Source organism: Nostoc sp. (genome assembly GCF_036917395.1).
GTDB lineage: Bacteria > Cyanobacteriota > Cyanobacteriia > Cyanobacteriales > Nostocaceae > Nostoc.
This window is the reverse complement of the sequence record NZ_JBALDI010000008.1, coordinates 10420-31612: the sequence shown is the minus strand read 5'-3', so window position 1 is coordinate 31612 and position 21193 is coordinate 10420. Positions and strand designations below refer to the sequence as shown.

General features: G+C 41.2%; 16 protein-coding genes and 5 pseudogenes. 8 read left to right on the top strand and 13 right to left on the bottom strand.

The annotated features are described in order from the left end of the window. Positions 1-55: 55 nt before the first annotated feature. Positions 56-298 (bottom strand): UBP-type zinc finger domain-containing protein, encoded by a 243-nt coding sequence (locus tag V7K46_RS06115; RefSeq protein ID WP_335111705.1) that lies wholly within the window; start codon positions 296-298, stop codon positions 56-58. 91 nt (positions 299-389) lie between these two features. Between V7K46_RS06115 and V7K46_RS06110 the strand changes: the two genes are divergently transcribed. After that, the gene (locus tag V7K46_RS06110) at positions 390-914 is read left to right on the top strand and encodes a thermonuclease family protein (protein WP_335111704.1); all 525 of its coding nucleotides are present in this window, start codon (positions 390-392) and stop codon (positions 912-914) included. Between the two features lie 102 nt (positions 915-1016). Here the strand turns inward: V7K46_RS06110 and V7K46_RS31955 are convergent, their stop codons facing one another. The 3 genes and pseudogenes from V7K46_RS31955 to V7K46_RS06105 all read right to left on the bottom strand — a co-directional run bounded on the left by V7K46_RS31955 (position 1017) and on the right by V7K46_RS06105 (position 2074). Beyond that, positions 1017-1133, bottom strand: a complete 117-nt coding sequence (locus tag V7K46_RS31955; protein ID WP_442939805.1) for a hypothetical protein — start codon at positions 1131-1133, stop codon at positions 1017-1019. Beyond that, positions 1131-1217 (bottom strand): annotated as a pseudogene (locus V7K46_RS31950) (hypothetical protein); the annotation flags it as partial. The pseudogene V7K46_RS31950 and the gene V7K46_RS31955, both read right to left, overlap by 3 nt. A 101-nt stretch (positions 1218-1318) precedes the next feature. Beyond that, a complete protein-coding gene (locus V7K46_RS06105; RefSeq protein ID WP_335111703.1) occupies positions 1319-2074 on the bottom strand; it encodes a WD40 repeat domain-containing protein in 756 nt (251 codons plus the stop codon). Between the two features lie 60 nt (positions 2075-2134). On the opposite strand from V7K46_RS06105, the pseudogene V7K46_RS31945 reads away from it, so the two are divergent. Both V7K46_RS31945 and V7K46_RS06090 read left to right on the top strand, forming a co-directional pair. Continuing rightward, positions 2135-3007: pseudogene (locus V7K46_RS31945) on the top strand (ISAzo13-like element transposase-related protein). 129 nt (positions 3008-3136) lie between these two features. Next, entirely contained in the window at positions 3137-4393 is a 1257-nt protein-coding gene (locus tag V7K46_RS06090; protein ID WP_335111700.1) for a restriction endonuclease, read from the top strand. Positions 4394-4468: 75 nt separating this feature from the next. On the opposite strand, the gene V7K46_RS06085 is transcribed toward V7K46_RS06090, so the two are convergent. The 4 genes and pseudogenes from V7K46_RS06085 to V7K46_RS06070 all read right to left on the bottom strand — a co-directional run bounded on the left by V7K46_RS06085 (position 4469) and on the right by V7K46_RS06070 (position 5748). Next, complete coding sequence (locus V7K46_RS06085; RefSeq protein WP_335111699.1) at positions 4469-4837, bottom strand: clan AA aspartic protease; 369 nt, start codon at positions 4835-4837, stop codon at positions 4469-4471. Further along, positions 4834-5106, bottom strand: coding sequence for a hypothetical protein (locus V7K46_RS06080; protein ID WP_335111698.1), 273 nt, complete (start codon positions 5104-5106; stop codon positions 4834-4836). The genes V7K46_RS06085 and V7K46_RS06080 overlap by 4 nt, the downstream gene beginning before the upstream one ends. Positions 5107-5209: 103 nt before the next feature. Continuing rightward, positions 5210-5563: pseudogene (locus V7K46_RS06075) on the bottom strand (XisI protein). Next, positions 5551-5748 (bottom strand): element excision factor XisH family protein, encoded by a 198-nt coding sequence (locus V7K46_RS06070; RefSeq protein WP_335111697.1) that lies wholly within the window; start codon positions 5746-5748, stop codon positions 5551-5553. Before V7K46_RS06070 ends, V7K46_RS06075 begins: the two are co-directional and overlap by 13 nt. Positions 5749-5830: 82 nt before the next feature. Here V7K46_RS06070 and V7K46_RS06065 point away from each other — a divergent pair. Continuing rightward, positions 5831-6887: pseudogene (locus tag V7K46_RS06065) on the top strand (ISKra4 family transposase). A gap of 203 nt (positions 6888-7090) precedes the next feature. On the opposite strand, the gene V7K46_RS06060 reads toward V7K46_RS06065, so the two are convergent. Continuing rightward, on the bottom strand, positions 7091-7555 hold the full coding sequence (locus tag V7K46_RS06060; RefSeq protein WP_335111696.1) for a hypothetical protein: 465 nt from the start codon (positions 7553-7555) through the stop codon (positions 7091-7093). A gap of 1844 nt (positions 7556-9399) precedes the next feature. Between V7K46_RS06060 and V7K46_RS06055 the strand changes: the two genes are divergently transcribed. After that, the gene (locus V7K46_RS06055; protein WP_335111695.1) at positions 9400-10608 is read left to right on the top strand and encodes a glycosyltransferase family A protein; all 1209 of its coding nucleotides are present in this window, start codon (positions 9400-9402) and stop codon (positions 10606-10608) included. A 101-nt stretch (positions 10609-10709) separates the two neighbouring features. Here V7K46_RS06055 and V7K46_RS06050 read toward each other — a convergent pair whose 3' ends face one another. Genes V7K46_RS06050 through V7K46_RS06040 form a run of 3 tightly spaced genes read right to left on the bottom strand, consistent with a single transcriptional unit; the run spans position 10710 to position 13184 of the window. Further along, positions 10710-11300, bottom strand: a complete 591-nt coding sequence (locus tag V7K46_RS06050; protein WP_335111694.1) for a class I SAM-dependent DNA methyltransferase — start codon at positions 11298-11300, stop codon at positions 10710-10712. Beyond that, positions 11297-12076, bottom strand: a complete 780-nt coding sequence (locus V7K46_RS06045; protein ID WP_335111693.1) for a PIG-L deacetylase family protein — start codon at positions 12074-12076, stop codon at positions 11297-11299. The genes V7K46_RS06050 and V7K46_RS06045 overlap by 4 nt, the downstream gene beginning before the upstream one ends. Beyond that, entirely contained in the window at positions 12036-13184 is a 1149-nt protein-coding gene (locus tag V7K46_RS06040) for an acyl-CoA dehydrogenase family protein (RefSeq protein ID WP_335111692.1), read from the bottom strand. Before V7K46_RS06040 ends, V7K46_RS06045 begins: the two co-directional genes overlap by 41 nt. A gap of 624 nt (positions 13185-13808) precedes the next feature. On the opposite strand from V7K46_RS06040, the gene V7K46_RS06035 reads away from it, so the two are divergent. Together V7K46_RS06035 and V7K46_RS06030 are read left to right on the top strand one after the other, a co-directional pair. Continuing rightward, positions 13809-14021, top strand: a complete 213-nt coding sequence (locus V7K46_RS06035) for a hypothetical protein (RefSeq protein WP_335111691.1) — start codon at positions 13809-13811, stop codon at positions 14019-14021. 23 nt (positions 14022-14044) lie between these two features. After that, on the top strand, positions 14045-14437 hold the full coding sequence (locus tag V7K46_RS06030) for a DUF4112 domain-containing protein (RefSeq protein WP_335111690.1): 393 nt from the start codon (positions 14045-14047) through the stop codon (positions 14435-14437). Positions 14438-14670: 233 nt separating this feature from the next. On the opposite strand, the pseudogene V7K46_RS06025 reads toward V7K46_RS06030, so the two are convergent. Continuing rightward, positions 14671-15102: pseudogene (locus V7K46_RS06025) on the bottom strand (cytochrome P450). Between the two features lie 151 nt (positions 15103-15253). Here V7K46_RS06025 and V7K46_RS06020 point away from each other — a divergent pair. Then, a complete protein-coding gene (locus V7K46_RS06020) occupies positions 15254-21190 on the top strand; it encodes an AAA family ATPase (protein WP_335111689.1) in 5937 nt (1978 codons plus the stop codon). The last annotated feature ends 3 nt before the right edge of the window (positions 21191-21193 follow it).

Below are 21193 nucleotides of genomic sequence, written 5' to 3'. Positions count from 1 at the left end.
AGTGAAGCGCGTTCGCCTCACTTTAATAGTTTTTTGCCTGCTCATCCAAAAAACATCATAACCACTGTTCTCCTAACTCAGCCGAGCTAATTACTGAATGTCCAGTTTCCTCATAATGCTGTCGAGCATGTTGATGAATAGAAGAATCACAGCACAGCATGTTGCCGCAACTTTGACAAATACGCAGATGTACCCAGTGACTGTTTATCAGGATACACTCTTCACAACGAAATACTGGGTAATTTGCTTTAGAAATCAGAGTCTCCGTAGTCAGATTGTCTAAATGTTCGCAAATCATAGAAATTTGAATGACACATTAATCAGAGTATAGATTAGTGCAAGGAAACTAAAATTATGGTTTCTTATATTGCAACAATAGAGCTAGCAACATGAATCCATCGCGGATAACTGGCATAATTTTAACTGCGCTCGCTGGAGTTATCATCACCGCTATCTTGATTTTCCAAAGAACTAACCAGCCATCGATTGCGCTTATTGAAGAATGGATAGCTACCCAAGTGGCAGATGGGGACAGCATTACAGTTCATCAAACTGATGGAAGCCAAATGTCAGTTGAGCTTTGTGGAATTGATGCCCCAAAAGTAAAACAAGGTGAAGTGTCAGCACAAGCATTGAGCAATCAAGTAAAAGATAAACTACTCAAGCTAGTCGCTGCTGCCGATAACCAACTGATGAGCGTTCCAGTGGAAAAAGACAACCAGGGGCGTACTTTTGCTGAAGTTATGGCTTACGGTAAGGGGGAAACTGATATCAGCTTTCAAAAAGAATTGCTCAAAGATGGCTTGGCTAAAATGCGTAAGTCTGAGGTAGAATGTCCAAATCATCTAGCTTTTGAACAGGCGGCTGATATAGCAAAAGCATCCAAAGTTGGGGTATGGAGCCAAAGCAATTAAAAGAGATATTAAGGTGTGGAATGTGGGCTGATGTTATTAAAATTTCCGTAACCAGCTTCTCCTTTTAGAAGTTACCGTGCACCAAGAATAAAGCTAATGCAGTTATTTAATTTGCCAAATATGTATAGTGCTATCCTCATTGCTACTAACGAGGGTTTTACCATCTAAGCTCAGAGCAAGTCCTAAAACTGAACTGAAACCATCCCTCCATGCGTGCAATAATTTACCCTGTTCTAAGCTCCAAAGTTTAATACTGCCATCATAATTGCCGCAAATCAGAATTTTTCCATCGGGGCTGATGGCAAGAGATTCAACTCAATTAAAATTATCAGTAAACTTATGCAGCAGTTTTCCAGTTTGAAGATTCCATAACTTCAGCGTACTAATTGCACGATTTCGAGAAACTAGCTCACCAAAACTACCAGTAACAAGCTTTTTACTATCTGGAGTAATAGCAATAGCATCAACTCCGATTTTGTGCCCTTTGAGAATATGGCGTGTTTTTTGGTTTGCAAATCAATCAGCCTAATTGTATTATCATCGCCACCCCCAGCACTTACAAGGGTTTGCATATCAGGGCTAAATGCAACTTTACTCACAAATCCTGAGTGTGCAGTAATGGTATCAAGCAACTTAAGCGTGTGTAAATCCCAAAGCTTGATTGTGCCATCGTCACTGCCACTAGCAATCAATTTACTATCTGAACTAATCGCAACGGTTTCTACCGATTGGGTATGCCCACTGTCGCTGTTAAGCATAAGGAAAGTGCGTAAATCCCAAACCTTCATTGTTGGGGTGCTTATCCCACCAGTTACAATTCTCTTGCCATCTGGACTAATCGCAATCGAAGTAACACCATCTGAATGAGCGTTTAAACTACGCAACAATTTCCCAGTACGTAAATTCCAGAATTTAATTGTATCATCTCTACCTCCACTAATCAGGGTTTGCCCCGAAGGACTGATCGCAACTGCTCTCACACCAAAAGTCACTTTTTTATGTCCAGTCAGTGTGTGAACAAGTTGAATCTCTGTTTGAGACTGAGTAATTATACTCTTGCCTGTGGGATGACTTGAATTAGAAGAATGTACATCAATGACAGTGACGTTTACTGCAATCGCTAAAGCTATAAGAGTAATCCAAGGAAAAAAATGATCCAAAAATAGGGATACTGAGAGAATAATTAGTGTGCAGTATGGTTGATGTCAAGAGAATCGTTAATCCAACTAAGTGATAGTCTGAGGTCGTTATACATGAAGACAGCACAAAAGCTAAAGGGAAGTGACCGAAGACAATTCATGGCAGAGGTTGTAAAAGGATGGGGACGAGGAGGAGCAACAATTGCTCCCACGAGAACTAGGATGGAATCGACGGACAATTCGTAAAGGGATGCAGGAGTTAGAGCATGGAATATCGATAGCAGATTCATTCCGGCTTAGAGGCAGCAAACCAACTGAACATAGACTGCCAAACTTACTAGAAGATATATCCTCAATTGTAGAGCCACAAAGCCAAACAGACCCAAGTTTTGAGAGTACAAAGTTGTATACCAGGCTGTCAGCAGCGCAAGTCCGTCATCAGTTGATAGATATCATTGGGTATCAAGATTTTTCGTACAGTCCCAACTGACTGCTGATTGTATCGTTGACATACTTGAACAATGGTGGATGAGTGTGCTAGACCGCTTTGCTCACATTCGGAAATTAGTCATCAACCAAGATAACGGATCAGAAAATCATTCTCGGCGAACTCAGTTTATGTATCGTATCCTTGAGTTCTCTGATAAATTTCAACTGACAATTCAATTAGCTTATTATCCTCCTGATCACAGTAAATATAATCCTGTTGAGCGCGCTTTTGGTTGGCTTGAGCAACATTGGCGTGGTAGCTTACTCGACAGTGTTGATACCGTACTTCAGTTTGCTTCTACCCTAACTTTCAAGGGCAAAAATCCTGTGGTTACATTGGTTGAGCAGATTTATCATACAGGAGTTAAACTTACACAACAAGCAATGGCGGAAGTCGAAAAACAGATATACCCCTTACCAAGTTTGAAAAAATGGTTCGTTGAAATCTTTTGTCGAAGTGACTGAAGTTTTGGATCATTTTTTAGTTGGAATACTCTAACGCTAACTTCCAGTCAACCCCAGGCGGTAGATGCGCTGATAGATGAAATTGCCTACACCTGGTTTAACCGTTTGGCGGCGTTGCGGTTTATGGAGGTGAATGGATATATCGGACGGGTGTTGAGTAGTAGCGACTCCAATTTGGTAGATCCTGATTTGTTACGGGATGCTAGTTCTATTGCCGAAATGGGGGATTCACCTGGGCTGGATTTGGATACTCTCAATGAGTGGCGCAGTTTTGCCAATCATGATCCTAATCCCGATGAGTTTCTTTACCACCGTCTGCTGTTAGCTCAGTGTAAAGCTTTGGCAGAGGGAATTCCAGCACTGTTTGACCCTCGCCAGAATTACCAAGCGCTGTTTTTGCCTGGAAATCTCTTGAATCAGGATTCAATTGTACGGCGGCTGGTAAAGGAGATTCCAGAGGAGGACTGGCAGAATATTGAAGTAGTGGGTTGGCTGTATCAGTTCTACATTTCGGAACGCAAGGATGAGGTGATTGGGGCAAAGTCGAAGGTTGCAGCCGCAGATATTCCCGCAGCGACTCAATTGTTTACCCCCCACTGGATTGTTCAGTATATGGTGGAGAACAGTTTAGGGCGGTTGTGGTTAGAGTCTCACCCGGAATCACGCTTGCGTGAATATATGCCCTACTTTTTGGAGGCAGGGGAGAAGAGGCAGGGGGGAGAATTTTCCCCTTTGCCCCCTGCCCCCCAGCCCATAATTCCCATCACAGACCAAGCATACTTTGATAACGATATCGTTACCCGCTTCATAGAATTTCTGCGAGTCGCCTACAGTCCCGAAACCCTTACTGAAAACCTCAATTTCATTGCTAATGCCCTCACCCTCAAAAACGGCGAAAGCGCTCAAGAACGCATCCGCCGCTACTTTCTGCAAGAATTCATTTCTGACCACATTCAAACTTATAAAAAACGCCCCATTTACTGGCTGTTTACTAGTGGAAAAAAACGAGCTTTTGGCGCGTTACTATATTTACACCGTTACAGCGAAGATGCTCTTGCTCGTATCCGCACCGATTATGTTTTGGAATTGCAAGTCAAACTAGATGGGGAAATTGCCAGAGCGCAACAACAGCTAGATAATACCACTTATAGCGCCGCTAAAAAAGCTGCCACAAACCGCCTGAAAGAACTGCAAGCCCAACAGCTAGAACTGCGAAATTACCAAGCCAAGCTGCAAACCCAAGCCGATGCGCGAATTAATCTTGACCTTGACGATGGTGTAGCGTACAACTACACACGCTTCAAAGGTTTAGTTTATGAAGGTGCAGATTTAAAAATTGCTCACTTAGAAAAAGCTGCACAGTGGAAAAGGGAACTGTTGAAATAATTACAGAGGGCAAGATGTCTTTGAGGGTTGAAATGCTTAAGTGTAGCTCGTCGTAGACATCGCCATACCTCAAAACTAGAAGATTTCATCTACCAATACTGTACCTCCCTCACAAAAGTCTATACTGAGGTGATAATCTTCGAGAAGTGCAGTACCAATAAGTGGACGGCGACCCATTGCTAAAACTGGAATTTCGCGTTCTATGCTATTCCATATAAGCGTGACTTGATGGACATTAGTTAAAACATGGGAATTATCAGCAAGATTCGCTCTAATTGAAGCAAGATAGGATAAACCAAGGTCAGCAACCACAGTCGGTGGCAAAGTTAAAAAGCCCTCAAACCCTGTATCAACTACACACTCAACTTCTATTTCTGAACCTTCAATAGAACGAAGAATGACACTCATGCGTACCTGAAGACCAACGACTATTCCGTGTTTCACTGTGCTGTCCTGACCAATGTACCACCTACAGCATAAACAGCATCATAGCCAATTCGTTCCGTCCAAATCACTGCATCAGGTTGTTTTGCTTGCAAACGATGGCAAGCAACAAGTAGATCGTTATCAATCTCGTAATCACCAGTGTTGATATTAATTGAGATAATTTTGCCAATATTTTCTGCTGTCTCGACTTGAACACGGATTACTTTTTCATAAAGTTCTCCGCCACGCTTTGCAATTTCTTCTTTACTAAGTTGGGAGTTAGGCATATCAACAATCTCCTAATTTAAGCTGCTAGCTTTCTTTATATATAGTAAATCATATTGATAGTATCCCCCTGCCCCTTTTCCTTTCTTCCTTGCCCCTGCCTCTTTAGGCTGGAGCAAATTCTGTGAAACCTCTTTTACTAGGATGATGGAAGCCTAAAACAATATCGCTTTGGGGTATTCCGGCTAAGAACAAATCATCAACAACGCATAAATTAGCTGCATTTTCTTCGACTCAATTTTTGCCGTTCTTAATGCAAAAGTACATGATAATATGCTGTATCTGCCTTTTGTCATCCCAGCCAAACCGAAACCAAAGATATTGAACTCTTTCTTCATCAAAAGCCAAGCGATCGCTTGCTTCAACTTCTCCAGTTTTTGCAATTTTAGCATTAGTTATTTCATAATATTCAATAAATATTTTCTTAATAGCAGTGCGGTATTTTTCTATCTTATCCATTGCTGAATTTCCTCCTTATCTGTATTGACGACTCTTAACAGAAGTTGATTTCGATTGATAACTGTTTGTACAGATTTTCGTTGAAAAAATTTATAATAAACAACATTATCAATAGTTAAATAAAGTGTATATTTTAGTTCGGTAAGTTGAATAAGGTTTCGATAGACAATGTATTGCGGGAGCATGTCAACTTTGTCAGAACATATGAACTAGTGAATGCTGGCAAAATCAATGAAAATAGAGGAAAAAATCAATCCTTGCTCAACAATGAAACCAGCCAGTCAGAAAAAACTCCAGAAACATCTCCAAACCGTAGCAAAAATTCTGTATCAAGAAGCAGAGACTGAAGAATTAGAGAGTTTAGCCGGGATTGAAAAAACAATCAGAGCCCAAATTCTAGAATACATTACACCAGAATTAGGGGTTTTTTTCTCAAAGAAGCAACAGGAACTTCATCGGGAAGAGTAAGAATAATTAAAAGCATTCTTGGAGAATTGCCAGTCAGTGAAAAACAAGCACAAAAGTTAAAACTAGAAAAGAATCAAAAAATAAGTCCTTATTTAGAGCAATGTTGCTTGAGAGCAAGTGCAAATGTCTCTTATGATAATGCAGCAAAAGATATTTATAAATATACTGGGATGTCGATTTCTGCTAGTACACAACAAAGAATCGTTCAGCGGTATGATTTTCCGGAAATAGAATCCGGACAAGAGATTGAAGAAATTAGCGTGGACGGCGGCAAGGTAAGGCTTAGGACTGAACAAAACGGAGAGCCATGCATCTGGAAAGACTATAAAGCCATCTGCATCAACCAAGAAATAAAAGTAGCTAGATTGGGTGAAAATAAAGCTTTAATCAATTGGGTAAATCAACAATGGCAGAGCCATTAACCTGTTTAGGTGATGGACATCCTGGAATTTGGAAAATAATTCGCCAATTTTACTGTCCTGGAGAAAGACGCGAGATTTTAGATTGGTTTCATCTCGTTGAAAATCTACATAAAGTAGGTGGTTCTCTCAAACGGCTTAAAGCTGCGGAAACTTTTCTTTGGCAAGGAAAAGTTGATGAAACTCTCGCTCTGATCTCTCCGCTTCAAGCTAAAAAAGCTCAAAATTTCTGCCAGTATTTGGAAACTCATCGGCATCGAATTGTCAATTATGATTATTATCAAACCGAAGGTATTTGTTCTATTGGTTCTGGTGCCGTCGAGTCTACTATCAAACAAATAGATCGGCGATTAAAAATCTCTGGCGCACAATGGGATGAATCGAATGTCTCTCAAGTCCTCAAGCATCGCTGTGCTTATCTTAACGCACAGCTTTAGAGCCTATTTAGTTCTTTTGTTCTAACAGAGTTGACATGCTCCCGATTCAACCCTTGAGGGTGGAACTAAAATCACAGAAATTATCAGCAAAGAATTCATTTATAAAAATTTATCCCTTGCAAAACTGGTTAACCTATCAACCACCTTGACTTGGACTTGAAGGATAACTCGCAATGGTTGAAAAACTTTAGATAAATCAATAATTATAGTGATTCGATGCCAAATTCTAAGGGGCGATCGCTCACAATTTTAAAAGCTTGCTCCGGAGGAATTTCTGGTCTTCTGAAAAAGAAATATTCTCTGGCATCAGAACCATAGTTAAAACCCACAATTACTACGTACTCAATTCTGGGATCGTAGTTGTCGATTAAAGCGTAAAATTGGGCATATTGTATTGGTTGACTAGCGGCTGCTGCTGAAAGTTGCATCATCTGCCAAGCTTGAGTGCCTTTAGCAGTATAATACATTTTGTCTCCTAGCTGCGATGTACCTTCAATCAGCGAAAAATTATTGCCGCCAGTATGGTCTATGTGGAGCACTTTATGCATATAAAGGTAACCCCTGCCTAATGTTTGGAAGAACTTCCATGCTTGGGCGCTAAACAGGACTTCACCCGCTAAAACAATATTTTCGGCGATTTCGTGCTGAATTTGCTTTTCAGGCGTCATACTAATTTTTAATTCGTAATTCGTAATTAAAACACACTTTAAAAGGGTTGAGACAGTTGATCTTCAACACTTTATCCTAGTTTTCAAAAAAGACATCCAATCGCAATTTGGTATGGGTGGGATCTTTTTTCTTACTTTAAGTTAACAAAATTTTCAAGACTCGCAACTTTCAGGTTAATCTCAGAGCTTAAAATGTATTGGCGATAGTCGAATACCATTGCTAGTGCATGAAAGCACTCCTGCTGAAGCAAAGAAATCTTTCTTGTACAGCAAGTTTTTTAACACTAACACAATGCTTACAAGCGTCAGGGGTTGTCGTCAGACATTGCTTCTCATAATTCTTGCCCGATTGCCGCCACATTACAACGGCAGTGATGAACTTAAAAAAGCATAAGCGGGTACTTATCTAAGTTGGTAGGCACAATTAAACTAAACTACGTAAGTTTATGTAAAACTCCAGAAATGCTTTTAATCCAAGCTTTTAAATAATTTACATTTATTAATCTAGTTATATTTTTTAACGCCCACCTACTTACTGAAGCGATCGCTTCTCCAAAAACTTTGAGTAGAGTAATCACATTGCTTAGTAACAGAGTGAGAACCCTTTCCACGCCACTACTTGCGATCACAGACACTAAAACTGATAATGGGACTTAGACAAAAAACACTCAAGAATTGAGCCTCAAATCTGTATATAGAAAGATTTTGACATCGTTTTACTTAGTTTGTTGATATATCTGGGTTTGGGCCATTTTTAAGTATTCGGTGTATTCCTCTTACTCTGTACGGATTTTAGGCTTGTTTGTCTCTCAAAATGTTTAAGTCCCGATAAGAGATCGTGCCGTAAAGCGTCACTGCTTCTCCTGGAAAAACACCTAGATCGTTGAATGCTGATACAAAATTTTACAAAATTAGTTAAATCAACTTTAAAAAGCCTAAAATAGTCAACATAACATTATGTCTTCAAGCCAATAAATATGACTAATTTTCTGACATATACAAGATTGAAGACAACAGAGTTTATCTAATAGTGTATATTTGATGGCAGTGATTACGCATTTTCTGGTAAAATTAATCTTATAATCTACTATTTTAATCAAAAAGCTACTTAAACATCTTGCATATTGTACAATGAAAGATTGAGCCGATCCAAATTACGAATAGATGTACTTTTAAAAGTATATAAATAATATTTCTAACCATTAAAAAGCAGGTTTTTAATCTTATATTTAAGTTTTCGTATTAATTTATCTTACTATTCTATAATTACCTACTTTTTTTAGAAAAATGTCCTTAAAAATCTTGATTTTTTATTTTTAAACAATTTAAGTTGTTTAGGATAAATATTATTAGTGGGATAGGTTTATAAATCTGTTTTGGTCTGTCGTTACTATAAGTAATAGTAAATGATATATAATAATGAATAAATACTGAAATATTTGTAAATTAAGGATTTTTATATCAGCTTATTTACAAATGATTTCTGATTACTATATTAATAAATTTGGATAATCTATAATATAATTTCTCTTCTTCTTCAAACTGATTATCAATAAAAAAAGGAAATAAAATATATTATTTAAGTATGATTTCATAGTTTAAAAGTTGACATAAGCAAAAAATATATAATGATTATGTGTTGATTAGTAAAACTTTTAGTGAGCGCATATAGACAATAGTCTTTGATAACTGATGTTCAGAGAGTTTTAATCAGCACTAATCATACTGTAGGTAGATTCCAAGTAAATGATAAAATATCGAAAATAGAGTTACGAATATTAATAATTTTCGGCTGTAGATGAATATACTGTGTCGCTGTTCCTGGAAATGGAAAAATAGTTTTTATGGAAAGTAAGCGCTTGTCTTTCGTTGCTGACTTTCCATCTGTGCAACTCAATAAAAACTTTCCTCAAACTTTAGTCCAAATACCGCCATCAGTGCATTGTGAAGTTTGTGTAATTGTTCCAGTTCGCAATGAAGCTCAGACGTTGGCAGCAACCCTTACTGCCCTCATACATCAAGTTGATCTAGAAGGACAGCTTTTAGATCCCAAACGCTACGAAATTATTTTATTAGCAAATAATTGTAGTGATGATTCAGCAGCTATAGCCCGGAATTTCGCGGGGCAACATCCAGATATAGCACTGCATGTAGTTGAAAAAACTCTGCCTGCTGCGGAAGCCTATATTGGTCGAGTGCGTCAGATTTTGATGGATGAAGCATACCGCCGTTTGTGTAGTTTAGGACGCACAAGGGGGGTAATTGCTTCAACTGATGGAGACTCGCAGGTAAGCCCAACTTGGATTGCTGCCAACTTGTACGAAATTACCTATGGTGCTGATGCTGTAGGTGGGCGAATTTTTGTTGAGCGCGCTGGTCGTGCTGATCTAGACCCTTATGCCAGAGCTTGCTATCTGCGTGAGGTGGGCTACCGCTATTTAATTACTGAATTAGAAACTTATCTCGATCCTGACCCGTATGACAGCTTTCCCCGCCACTATCAACACTATGGAGCAAGTTTGGCAGTAACAGCAGAAATGTATGCACTGGCAGGAGGCTTACCACCTGTGCGGACTCCTGAAGATGTAGCTTTCTACCGGGCCTTGGTACGGGTAAATGCCCGTTTTCGCCACAGTTCGCTAGTGCGGGTAGTAACTTCGGCAAGGCAAATCGGACGTACCAATGTTGGTTTAGCAAATCAACTGAGTAAATGGATAGAAATGGGACGCCAACAGCAACCATTTGTAGTCGAGCCAGCAGCGGCTATCGAAACTCGTTTTGTTGCACGTCGCCAATTACGAGTGATCTGGTGCTGCGCTCTCAATGGGTATCAGCCAAGTCATCCCAGTGTCGTGTCTTTGGCTCAGATGCTAGGAGTTTCAGCCCAATGGCTTGTCCAGAAATTAACGCAACCTTATACCTTTGGTGAGTTGTTTGAACTAATCGAAGAACGACAGCAGGAAGAAGGAATTTGGGCTTCGCGCTGGAAATTTGTGGAAATTGAACAAGCAATTGAGGATTTACGCTTGCGTCTTGAGAGTTTACGTCAGTAATTGCTAAGGGCAAGCGTTACCTTAGAGTAGGGTGACGCTTGCAAAGCGGTTTCTTCTAAAATGTAAAACTAAACATCAAAAAATAAAGCAGGTTTAATTTCTTAGACTCGCTCGAATAAATCAAGTCGATATTCTTCCTCTCGTTGACCTTTTAAATGCCGCAGTTTATTTGAGGTCAAGTCAAAAAACGAGTTATGAACTTCATCCCCACTCAATGGATAATCACGGGCATACAATGTCCAATGAACTAAAAGTAGATGTCCTCCAGGTTCTAGGTGTTCTAAAATGCACTGTTGAGATTTTTTCAGGTCTTTCCAACTCCAATAATAGCCAACTTCCGAGACTAGGGTCAAATCAAACATCTCATCAGGATATTGCTCTGGGACACGCATAATCTGGAACTTGACATTGGAGAGATGCTGACAGCGCTCTTTTGCTCTATTCTGCGCTAATTTTGACACATCAACCGAGAGCAGTGAGTCACAATGCTCTTGTAGCTTCTGAGTTAAAACACCAATGGAACCGCCGATTTCAAAGGCAGACCGATAGCGCTCTTTGGGTAAAGCTGCGATCGTGGCAGCATATTTGTTAGCTTCGTATTCCCTCGTTTCAAACTTCCACGGGTCAGGATCTTCGCTGTAAAGTTTATCGAAGTAGCTGGGTGGTAAGGAGTCGGATTGTAACGGGTTCATTGGATTTCCTCTAAATAAACTTCCCAAGGACGAGTAAAGTTGGCTAACATTTCGGGACTCAGGCGAAAGCCTTGTGGGTCATCGTCAATTAAGTCTGTAATTTGGGAACGATAAGCAGCGATCGCTTGCTGTTTCACCTCCACTACCGTGCTAATATCCAACCGCCAGGTTGTCACCTCAAGAGATGCTGGCAGACTTCCCCGTTGCTCTGAGTCCCAATCCCAAATAGGATACTCAATCAATCGGGGGGATAAGTGCAAATCATGCAGTGCTGCTTTGATTAACTTCCACGTTGCTCGGTGGTCTGCGTGAGGGTCATATCGCCACGGTAAAAAGATAATTTGTGGAGCGACTTCTGTGATGTAAGCCCGACAACTAGCCACCGCCCTTTGATACTGTGTTGGAATTAACCCATCCTGCATTCTACAAAATGTGACAGCATTAGCCTCTACACCCAGCAATTTCATTGCTGATAGCGTTTCAGCTTCCCGCAGAGCTAGGAGTCTATCTGCGGGATATTTCAGGGAACGAGGGTGTGAAAGAGTACCATCACTGATGACTAAAACTTGCACATTACAATTTAAAGACCGTAACAGAGCGATCGCACCCCCACAACCTAACGTTTCATCATCAGGATGGGGTGCGACGATTAATGCCGGACTAGAAGCGATCCCGTTAATTGAACGCCAGGGCAAAACACTAGGATTGCTTAGTGGTAATCCAATCAAGCCGAATTTATTCATCATTCCAAAGCAGATAAGCAGGATTACTTTCATGCAAGACATACTGCCCGACATTTGCCAAGGCCGCATCAAAAGCAGGTTGGCGCAGATATAAAGTTAAATCTCGGATGATGCGTTCCATCGAATTTGGTGGTAGTAAGCCACGAGTCCCAACAGAACGTTCGCACAACTGCATCACATCAATGCAAATTTGTTCAATTGCTGTCCTCACCATGTTTGCATAGGCAACGAGTTGGTCTGCCTGCGGGTGGACAACTGTGGGATAGCCACCAAATATAGGTGCATAGGCTGCTACTTTATCCGCAGCACCCCGTAGCCAGAGATTACCACTTTCAATGGCGATCGCCATTCTGCCAAGCCGTTCTTTTTGATATGGATCATTTGTGTATTCCAACTTCTGAAGATACTGGCGAGTCAGGTTAAACAGTGCTTCTGCCCCACCTAGTTGCACAGCAGCAAACCGAATCACCCCAACAGACAACCAGGGCTGTCGAAAGTAATCTCCTGCTTGGCCGATTAAAGCGCTCTGATCCAACTCTACACCGCTAAAATCCACTTTGTAACTAGCAGTAGCTCGCATCCCAGAAGGTTGCCACCAAGTTGGATCACTAACTGTTGTAACTTCCTCCATCGGCACAATGCATATTTGCCAACCGCCGTCTGGCAATACTCCATTCACGAAAGGACGTTCAACATAGCCTGCACCAGTACAAAATGTTTTAGAACCTTCCAGGCGATAACGTTCATTCTCCAAAGGAATTACCTTGACACCATCTGAGGCTTCGGCATTCCAAACGCCAAATATTTTATGATGATCGCGGGCATCACGAGCGTAGCTTGTAATTTGTTCTACAGTGCCAAAGGTCTGAATCAGTTGCAGGGCGTTAATATGTCCTTCATAAATTCGCCCAACAGCCAGATTGCCATGCCCCATCTGCTTTAATAGTATTAAAAGCTCATAGGTAACATTAGTATCTATTCCTGCACCCCATCCGCCTAATTCTTTCGCCAATGGTGCAGCCAACAACCCAGCCTTAGCAATCAGATCAAACTCATGCTTGGGGAAAGCACCATTATAATCTATTGCAGTGGCATTATTTGCACAATAATCAGCAATTTCGGTTGCACGTTTTAGATCCACAGCAATGTTGGAATCATGCCATTTTGAGATGACGACATTCTTTGATAATTGGATACTAATGGCCGACTCCTTTCTGTAATATTTTTTATATTTTATTGATAGTAATGAATTAAGTCGGTTAATACCTCTATCTTTTGTGTGATTCTATACTCCATAAAAAGCAGAAAATTACCAGTAAGAGTTCTGGTGTAATTGTTTTCTACTAATTTTTTAATTAAGTTGTACAAAATATCTAGCTGTGATGGCATGAGATAGCGTATTAACGTGAGTTCGACGGTGATCGGAGCCAGAAATCTCATCCTGAAAGGGATTTGAGGAGTGGGATAGGAAAAAATAACTAAGAATTATTGAGAATAGGTGAAAAAGTTAAAAAAAACGCTGAAACTAAAAATATCTAAACAAAACAAGGGTCAGGTCTTAGTTTACCATTAGACACGTCCGGAGGCAAAGCGTCTCCGGCTTTGCTCGACATCACACAAATATTCTGCGACATCGATGATTTCTGCAATCAATGGGAAAACTTATGCCAACAACTTATCCTTAGAGTTAATAAACCAGGGCGGCTGCATTATGTCAATAAGAAAATTTTATTCTCAATAGATATTAAAATAATGTCATTAACTCTTGTTTATTACGAAAACTTTAGGCGTTGGCGTTGGCGCAGCCTTTCGTAGAGAAGCCTCTCGAACGCGAGTGCGTCTTCCCTTGGGAGAAGAGAAGGCTTTACGCTACGCTATCGGTGACGCTATTTTCTTAGAGGAAACGTCGTCAGGATTTTTATTCAAACTTGTTATTTCTAACGGTACAAGACGAATAACTAAAAATGGTGCAACTTAAGAGTAGTGCAAATATCGAAAATTATGGACGCTGCCAAACGCCTTGCTACTCTAAATCGCATCCGTAAACTCAGCCGCTTGATGGATACATCTATACGTATTCCTCTAACAGGTTTTCACATTGGAATAGACCCAATTATCGGTTTAGTTCCAGGTGCTGGTGATTTAATCAGTACAGCGTTTTCAGCTTACATCATATTTTTAGCTACCCGCTTCGGCATCCCACGCCAAGATTTAACCAAAATGATTTTTAATGTTGGTTTGGAAGCAGTCGTGGGGACTGTGCCTTTTGTGGGTGATTTATTTGATGCTTTCTATAAGTCTAATATTCGTAACTTGGCAATTTTAGAGCAACATTTGACAGTGGTTGAACCAGAACTTAAAAGCCACAATTCTCTAACCAGCAAAATAGTATAGATGATTACTTTTGATGAGTTGGTCGAGAAATTCTCAATACTAACCTGTTGGAATATAAATACTTTCAATTACTTGATTCTGTTGAAAATTGCCAAAGTATTCATTGAAAGAATGCTTACCTAGTGAGGTTTTCAGCCAAGCGCGTTCCTCTTTTGTCTGACTTCGGGTCGCACGTTCGATTGCTCATTTACCCCGTGTATGGAACGGAAAACTACCTTTAAAGCATCACGAGGTTAGGGTGTGGGTATCATTACTAAATCCAAATTTTGCCCTGGTACAAGTTCCGATTCATAACCACGCAATAGCAAAGCAGCAAATATTTTCATCTCTAATTTAGCAAATTCCTTACCTAAACATTTTCTTATTTCACCTCCAAAAGGAACGTAACTAAAAGGTTTAGGTTTATCCTCAGCTCTATCTATATCAAACCTTTGCGGCTCAAAATTCTCAGGATTTTTATATATATTTTGCTCTTGATGGGTTTTACCTATCTGATACAATACAGATCAACCTTGGGGAATACGATACCCATTAAACTCACAAGTTTGAATAATCAAGCGAAAACCGCCACCAACCGGAGGAATAATTCGCAAAACTTTCTTGAGTATTTGGTCTAGGTAAGTCATTTGTTTAAGATATTCAGATGTTAGCGCACCTGCTATCACAGACTACCATTTCTTAGCGTTCGCAGAACTTTTCGGTCTACTGATCTTCTCTCCAGTGAATTATTAACGCCAACAGTATCAACTAACTCATCAGACTTTCAGTACCATATAATTGGCAGTATGCTTATGTCCTACCTCAGGAGAAAGTTGGATGATTACCCTGCCTGGAGTTGCCATTCAATGCAAAATCTATGAGAGTTCAGCCTCTTTAGTGTATCGAGGCATCCGAGTGCAAGATGGTCAGGCGATCATCGTCAAAATGCTTAAGCAAGATTATCCCTCACCTCAAGAAATCAAGCGCTATAGACAGGAGTATGCCATTACCTGCTCTTTGAACATAGAAGGTGTAATCAAGGCGTACAGCCAGGAGGACTACCAACGGACGCTGGTCATCCTCCTTGAGGATTTTGGTGCAGAGTCCTTGGACTACTGGATGCGGCAGCACCCAGAGATTTTCTGCCCGATGCCTGTATCCACTTTTCTTTCGCTTGCCGTCAAGCTCACACAAATTCTAGGTGAGATCCATGCCGCGAATATTATTCATAAGGACATTAATCCTGGCAATATCGTTCTCAATCCTAATACGGGCGTGGTCAAGATTATCGACTTTGGGATTGCCACTCAATTTAACCGCACTAATCCAACCTTTACAAGCCCTCATGTTTTAGAAGGAACCCTTGCCTACCTATCGCCAGAGCAGACCGGACGAATGAACCGTTTGCTCGATTACCGCACCGATTTCTATTCGCTCGGTGTGACGTTCTACCAATTGCTCACTGGGCACTTGCCGTTTGCAACAACGGATATTCTGGAGCTAGTGCATTGTCATATTGCTAAACAGCCAGATCAATTCAAAATTCAAAATTCAAAATTCAAAAATGAACAACCCATTCTGCAAGTATTATGTGACATAGTGATGAAATTGATGGCGAAAAATGCAGAAGATCGCTATCAAAGCGCCTGGGGTATCAAAGCAGATTTAGAACTTTGTGCAGCCCAACTTACAGAAACAGGGCAAATTGGTAATATCCAACTGGGTTTACAAGATGTTTCTGATCAGTTTCACATTCCCCAGAAGTTGTATGGACGAGAAGCAGAGATTGCAACATTATTAGCAGCATTTGAGAGAGTGGCAGGAATAAGAAATGAGAAAAATGCTCAATGCAATATTGAGATGATGTTGGTGTCTGGTTATGCTGGCATTGGTAAATCAGCTTTAGTACAGGAACTCTACAAACCGATCACAGCAAAGCGCGGTTATTTCACGTCGGGTAAGTTTGACCAATTTGGGCGCAATATTCCCTACAGCGCGATCGCGGATGCACTACGAAAACTGGTTCAACAATTGCTAAGTGAACCTGACGAGCAACTGCAAAAATGGCGATCGCGCTTGCTTACAGCTTTAGGAAGTAATGGACAACTGATTATTGATGTCATTCCAGAAATTGAGTGGATTATTGGCAAGCAACCACCCGTAGCAGAAGTTGCAGTAACTGAGGCACAAAATCGGTTTAACTTTGTCTTTCAGAAGTTCATTCGAGCCTGCTGTTCTCCTGAGCATCCTCTGGTCATCTTTCTGGATGATTTGCAATGGGTAGACTCTGCTACACTCAAGCTCATCGAGTTAATTTTGAGCGATCGTGGGATACAAGCCCTGCTTTTAATTGGAGCTTATCGCGATCGCGAAGTCACTCAAACACATTCGCTGATTGCAACCTTAGAGAAGCTAAAGCAGGACACTGTTACTATTAGTCAGATAATATTAGCTCCGCTAAGACTAGAGGCGGTGGCTCAACTGATTGCTGAAACCTTGCACACGCATACTGAGTCGATTGCACCTTTAGCAGAACTGGTATGGCGTAAAGCGAACGGCAATCCCTACTTCACTAATGAATTTCTCAAAGCGCTGTACATTGAACGTCTCATCGTCTTCGACATTAATCAACAACGCTGGCAATGGGACATTACTCATATTAAAGCCAAAAATATTACCGACAATGTAGTAGAATTAATCATCGGAAAGCTGAAACAATTTCCAGAGCAAACTCAACAGGTTTTATCCTTAGCTGCTTGTGTCGGTGCTGAGTCTGATTTAGCGACACTCTCAGTTATCTGTGAACGACCAGCAGTTGAAATTTTTGCAGAACTCACAACCGTTATTCAGTCAGAGTTGCTTCTTGCAACTTCAGAGTTAGATGAAAATCTACTGATTCAGAATTACAAGTTTTCGCACGATCGCGTTCAGCAAGCAGCTTACGATCTAATTGATCGGTCAAATAAACAAATAGTCCATCTTCAAATTGGTCGCAATTTACTTAAAGGAGCGTTGGCAGGTCTATCAGATCGGCTGTTTGAAATTGTGGATCATCTCAATCATGGAATTCAACTGATTACTAATCAAGCAGAACGAGATGAAATTGCCAAATTGAATTTGATAGCAGGGCAGAAAGCCAAGGGAGCGATCGCTTATGGTACGGCACAAAACTATTTGGCGATGGGTAGAGCATGGCTAGCATCTAGCTGGCAAACCAACTATAACCTAGCTTTAGAGTTATATACCGAAACAACAGAAGTCGCATATTTGTGTGGTGAGTTTGAAAATGTAGAACACTGGGCAGAGGCTGTTTTGCAGAACGCTAAAACAGTTCTCGATCGCGTGAAAGTTTACGAAGTCAAAATTCAAACTGCCATTGCACAGGGTCAGCTATTAGATGCAATCTATACAGCATTGCAAGTGTTGCAGCAACTAGGAATCAGGTTTACCGAAACACCGAATCAATCAGATATAACGCTTGAACTTAATGCCGTTACATCTCGTTTGACTCAGAAACCGATTCAGGATCTATTTCATCTGCCAGAAATGGTTGATCCCCAGAAGCTTGCAGCAATGCGAATTTTATCAAGAATAACGCTTGTTGCTTATCATTTAACATCCGATCTAGCCCCTCTGCTCGTACTTAAGCAGGTCAACCTGTCGATTCAGTACGGCAATACGTTTGTGTCTCCCTTTGCCTATGCCAACTTGGGATTAATTTTTTGTGGAATGCTGGGAAGAACTGAGGCTGGCTACGAGTTTGGGCAGCTTGCATTGAAGCTATTATCTAATTTGGATATCCGTTCGCTGAAAGCGAGAACATTGTTTATCGTCACTAACTTCATCATCCATTGGCAGAAGCATATTAGAGAAACATCAAAGCCATTTCTGGAAGCATATCAGTGTGGCTTAGAAACTGGAGATTTAGAGTTCGCTGCCTACAGCGCTTTTACTTACTGCCTGCAATCTTTCTTTGTTGGCAAGGAACTATTGGAAGTTGAACGCGAAATGGCGACATACAGTCAAGCAATCCGCCAAATTAACCAGAGAACATCACTTACCTGGATTCAAATATTTCGGCAATCTGTTTTGAATTTAATGGGGCGATCGCTCAATCTACTATGTCTTGTTGGGGAATCTTACAATGAGGAAAAAAGACCTGCACACCACGAAACGGATGGAGTCATACTCTTTCTAGTGCATCTCAATAAACTTATCCTGTGCTACTTATTTTCTGAGTACACTCAAGCATCTAAGAATGCAATTGTAGCGGAACATTATTTAATCCGTGTTGCAGCGACACCCCACGTTCCGTTGTACTATTTCTACAGTGCATTGGCAAGACTTGCAGTGTATTCTGAAAGCGACACTCAAGTGCAGCAAGAAATTCTCAAAGAAGTTGCGGTTAGCCAAAAGAAAATGCGGCTATGGGCAGATCGTGCGCCGATGAATTATTTGCATAAATGCTATTTGCTACAAGCAGAGACTGCACGAGTTTTGGAGCAGTTGCTTGAGGCAGAAGAATTTTACGAGCAAGCGATTCAGGAAGCAAAGGAAAATGAATATATCCAAGAAGAAGCATTAGCCTATGAGTTAGCCGCCAAATTTTATCTGGCGCGTGGTCGAGAAAAGTTTGCCCAGCTCTACATGAAAGAAGCTCACTACTGCTATCAACGCTGGGGAGCAATGGCAAAGGTCAACGATTTAGAGACTCGTTATCCACAGTTTTTCCCTAAGTCATTGGGTATAGCTAACACACCAATTTCCTCCATTACTGGAACTACCTTGAATACTCCATCCATTGCTTTTGATTTAGCAACGGTAATGAGAGCATTACAAGCGATTTCCAGTGAAATTGAACTGGAACAATTGCTTCATTCCTTAATGCAGATTTTAATTGAGAATGCTGGAGCACAAACGGGATGCTTGCTTTTGGAAAATGCAGGGGAATGGAAAATTGAGGCTGCTTGTGAACTCAATGAGGGTAAGCAGGTTTTTCCTACACGAGTAATGCGATCGATTCCAATGTCCGATCGCTTACCAGAATCGGTTATTCAGTATGCGATCAGGACGCATGAATCGGTCATCTTAAATAATGCGGCTTGTGAAGGTAATTTTATCAGTGAACCATACATTCAACGCCACCAAACCCAATCTATCCTTTGCTTGCCACTATTAAACCAAAGTAAGCTTGTCGGTATATTGTATTTAGAAAATCAATTAGCAACTGGGGTGTTTACACCTGAGCGATCGCAACTTCTAAATCTTCTATCAACTCAGGCAGCGATCGCAATTGAAAATGCCAAGCTCTACTCAAACCTACAAAAGAGTGAAAGTAGAATGGCTCAATTTCTAGAAGCAGTTCCAGTAGCCATTGCAATATTAGATGCCAGGGGACACCCTTATTATGCCAATCAACGGAGAATTCAGCTAGTGGGCAAAGGTGTCGATCCTGCCATAACACCAGAGCGATTTGCAGAGGTTTATCAGTTTTATCGCGCGGGAACAAATGAAATATATCCAAGTGACCAACTGCCAATTGTCCGTGCATTAAGTGGTGAACGCATCACGGTTGATGACATGGAAATTCGCCGAAACGACATAACTATTCCAATTGAGGCATGGGGAACTCCAGTTTTTGACGAACAGGGTGACGTGGCTTATGCAATCGTAGCTTTTCAAGACATTACAGAGCGGAGACGAGCAGAGAAACTGTTAACCGAATACAACCTTACTCTGGAACTTCAGGTGGCAGAACGAACAGCAGCTTTACAGCAAAGCGAAGCAGAGCTGCGCGACCGAGAACAGGAATTACGACTGATTGCCGACGCTTTACCAGTTCTCATCAGCTATGTAGATGCCAATCGGTGTTATCAATTCATCAACCGTACCTATGAGGTTTGGTTTAACCGTAGTCGCAATGAAATTCTGGGCAACCCTGTTCGCCAACTTCTCGGTGAGGCGGTTTATCAACGGGTTGAACCGTATATTGATCAGGTGTTTGAAGGGCAAACTGTATCTTTAGAAGCAGAAATCCCTTTTCCACTTGGTAAGCGGTGCATCAGCGCGACCTTGATCCCTGATTTGGATGACAATGCTCAAGTGAGAGGCTTTTACAGTCTGATCACAGACATTAGCGATCGCAAACTCGCTGAAGCAGCTTCCATTCTGGAAGAACGCAACCGGATGGCGCGAGAAATTCATGATACACTGGCTCAATCCTTCACAGGTATTCTGCTTCAGGTTGGAGCAGCAACACAAGTGCTGGCGGATGACCCGGAAGCAACCCAAGTACATCTGGAAATGATTGAGGAACTAGCACGCGCTGGGCTGGCAGGGGCACGGCGATCTGTATCAGCACTCCGTCCGCGGCTACTAGAAGAAGGTAATTTAGAGAGTGCCTTGCATCGGATTGTGGCTCAAATGCGATCAACGACCGACACGGCTCTGATTTGCGAAACTCAGGGTACAGCTTATTCCTTACCGACGGAAGTGGAGAATAACTTACTCCGAATTGGGCAGGAAGCATTAACCAATGCGATTAAACACGCAAGTGCTGGCGAAATTCGGGTTGAGTTGGTGTACAACGAGACACAGTGTGTTTTACGAGTTAAAGACGATGGCAGGGGCTTTGGAGTGGGTAGCATTCCTTTGAGCGGTGGGTTTGGCTTATTAGGAATGAGCGAACGAGCAGAGCGCATTAGCGCACAACTAGCGATTCAAAGCCAACCAGGTCAAGGAACAGAAATTATTGTCACTATCAATCGAGAGTGATTA

Bases quoted from the DNA above. Each gene is read 5' to 3' on its own strand.
- V7K46_RS06055 (WP_335111695.1), top strand. From the start codon at position 9,400: ATGGAAAGTAAGCGCTTGTCTTTCGTTGCTGACTTTCCATCTGTGCAA.
- V7K46_RS06070 (WP_335111697.1), bottom strand. From the start codon at position 5,748: ATGCTCCCGCAATACATTGTCTATCGAAACCTTATTCAACTTACCGAA.
- V7K46_RS06020 (WP_335111689.1), top strand. From the start codon at position 15,254: ATGATTACCCTGCCTGGAGTTGCCATTCAATGCAAAATCTATGAGAGT.
- V7K46_RS06045 (WP_335111693.1), bottom strand. From the start codon at position 12,076: ATGAAAGTAATCCTGCTTATCTGCTTTGGAATGATGAATAAATTCGGC.
- V7K46_RS06110 (WP_335111704.1), top strand. From the start codon at position 390: ATGAATCCATCGCGGATAACTGGCATAATTTTAACTGCGCTCGCTGGA.
- V7K46_RS06080 (WP_335111698.1), bottom strand. From the start codon at position 5,106: ATGCCTAACTCCCAACTTAGTAAAGAAGAAATTGCAAAGCGTGGCGGA.
- V7K46_RS06115 (WP_335111705.1), bottom strand. From the start codon at position 298: ATGATTTGCGAACATTTAGACAATCTGACTACGGAGACTCTGATTTCT.
- V7K46_RS06050 (WP_335111694.1), bottom strand. From the start codon at position 11,300: ATGAACCCGTTACAATCCGACTCCTTACCACCCAGCTACTTCGATAAA.
- V7K46_RS06030 (WP_335111690.1), top strand. From the start codon at position 14,045: ATGGACGCTGCCAAACGCCTTGCTACTCTAAATCGCATCCGTAAACTC.
- V7K46_RS06060 (WP_335111696.1), bottom strand. From the start codon at position 7,555: ATGACGCCTGAAAAGCAAATTCAGCACGAAATCGCCGAAAATATTGTT.